Here is a 2,601-nt window from a genome sequence, read left to right on the forward strand (position 1 = left end):
CGGCCTGAGAGGGTGACCGGCCACACTGGGACTGAGACACGGCCCAGACTCCTACGGGAGGCAGCAGTGGGGAATATTGGACAATGGGCGAAAGCCTGATCCAGCAACGCCGCGTGAGGGATGACGGCCTTCGGGTTGTAAACCTCTTTCAGTAGGGACGAAGCTAACGTGACGGTACCTACAGAAGAAGCACCGGCCAACTACGTGCCAGCAGCCGCGGTAATACGTAGGGTGCGAGCGTTGTCCGGAATTATTGGGCGTAAAGGGCTCGTAGGCGGTTTGTCGCGTCGGGAGTGAAAACTCGGGGCTTAACTCCGAGCCTGCTTCCGATACGGGCAGACTAGAGGTATGCAGGGGAGAACGGAATTCCTGGTGTAGCGGTGAAATGCGCAGATATCAGGAGGAACACCGGTGGCGAAGGCGGTTCTCTGGGCATTACCTGACGCTGAGGAGCGAAAGTGTGGGGAGCGAACAGGATTAGATACCCTGGTAGTCCACACCGTAAACGTTGGGCGCTAGGTGTGGGACTCATTCCACGAGTTCCGTGCCGCAGCTAACGCATTAAGCGCCCCGCCTGGGGAGTACGGCCGCAAGGCTAAAACTCAAAGGAATTGACGGGGGCCCGCACAAGCGGCGGAGCATGCGGATTAATTCGATGCAACGCGAAGAACCTTACCTGGGTTTGACATATAGAGAAATCCTCCAGAGATGGGGGGTCCGTAAGGGCTCTATACAGGTGGTGCATGGCTGTCGTCAGCTCGTGTCGTGAGATGTTGGGTTAAGTCCCGCAACGAGCGCAACCCTCGTCTTATGTTGCCAGCACGTTATGGTGGGGACTCATAAGAGACTGCCGGGGTCAACTCGGAGGAAGGTGGGGATGACGTCAAGTCATCATGCCCCTTATGTCCAGGGCTTCACGCATGCTACAATGGCCGGTACAAAGGGCTGCGAAGCTGTAAGGTGGAGCGAATCCCAAAAAGCCGGTCTCAGTTCGGATTGGGGTCTGCAACTCGACCCCATGAAGTCGGAGTCGCTAGTAATCGCAGATCAGCAACGCTGCGGTGAATACGTTCCCGGGCCTTGTACACACCGCCCGTCACGTCACGAAAGTCGGCAACACCCGAAGCCGGTGGCCCAACCCCTTGTGGGAGGGAGCCGTCGAAGGTGGGGCTGGCGATTGGGACGAAGTCGTAACAAGGTAGCCGTACCGGAAGGTGCGGCTGGATCACCTCCTTTCTAAGGAGCATTTGGCTTCACGCCCGGTTGGGTGTGGGGTCCATGTCTGTCTGTTTCGTGACCGTGTGTGTTGCGGCAGCGGATGCTCAGTTAGTGGAACGTCGACTATTCATCATCTTCTGGTGATGGCTGCTGTCAGTACTGCCTGGCGCTGGTTGCTCCCTGTGGGGGGTGGTTGGTGTGGGGTGTGGAACCTCGGTGGCTGAGCTGGTGGGTGGTGGGCACACTGTTGGGTCCTGAGGGATCAGCCGCGCATGCTGCGCTGCACTGCCTGTAGGGGTGGTGGGTGTGGTGTGGGGTTGGAGGTCTTCTCTTCGGGGCTGTTCGTCTTGTGAACCGTTCCCGCTGGTGGGTGGCTGTGGCTGCTGGCTGGTGGGGGTAGGCGCAAGATGCGGATGGTTTTCCCGGTCGTTGTTTGAGAACTACACAGTGGACGCGAGCATCTTTGTAGTAATGACAAGCTACTAAGTGCACATGGTGGATGCCTTGGCACCAAGAGCCGATGAAGGACGTAGGAGCCTGCGATAAGCCCCGGGGAGTTGGCAACCGAGCTGTGATCCGGGGATGTCCGAATGGGGAAACCCAGCTGGAGTCATGTCCAGTTACCTCTGCGTGAACACATAGCGCAGTTGGAGGGAACGTGGGGAAGTGAAACATCTCAGTACCCACAGGAAGAGAAAACAACAGTGATTCCGTGAGTAGTGGCGAGCGAAAGCGGAAGAGGCCAAACCTACTTCGTGTGATAGCCGGCAGGCGTTGCGGAGTGGGGGTTGTGGGGCCGTTCGGTCGGTGCTGCCGCGCCGACGCAGAGTCATAAACCATCAGTGAAGTCGAAGCAGGTTGGAAAGCCTGGGCGTAGAGGGTGATACCCCCGTAGACGTAAGCTGGTGGCTCTGGAGCGTTACCCCAAGTAACACGGAACCCCTGAAATTCCGTGTGAATCTGGCGGGACCACCCGTTAAGCCTAAATACTCCTTGGTGACCGATAGCGGACAAGTACCGTGAGGGAAAGGTGAAAAGTACCCCTGGCGGGGAGTGAAATAGTACCTGAAACCATGTGCATACAATCCGTCGGAGCAGTTACTTGTAACTGTGACGGCGTGCCTTTTGAAGAATGAGCCTGCGAGTTAGTGTTATGTGGCGAGGTTAACCCGTGTGGGGGAGCCGTAGCGAAAGCGAGTCCGAATAGGGCGTTTTAGTCGCATGATCTAGACCCGAAGCGGAGTGATCTATCCATGGGCAGGTTGAAGCGCCGGTAAGACGGCGTGGAGGACCGAACCCACCAGGGTTGAAAACCTGGGGGATGACCTGTGGATAGGGGTGAAAGGCCAATCAAACTCCGTGATAGCTGGTTCTCCCCGAAAT

2 rRNA genes are annotated in these 2,601 nt (G+C 57.4%); both read left to right on the forward strand.

Features of this window, described 5'->3' with window-relative positions:
• Nucleotides 1–1,236: ribosomal RNA gene (locus tag ACYVIH_RS22680) — 16S ribosomal RNA — on the forward strand; the annotation flags it as partial.
• A 454-nt stretch (nucleotides 1,237–1,690) separates the two neighbouring features.
• Nucleotides 1,691–2,601 (forward strand): 23S ribosomal RNA (locus ACYVIH_RS22685); the annotation flags it as partial.

The organism is Nocardioides pakistanensis (assembly GCF_054781215.1).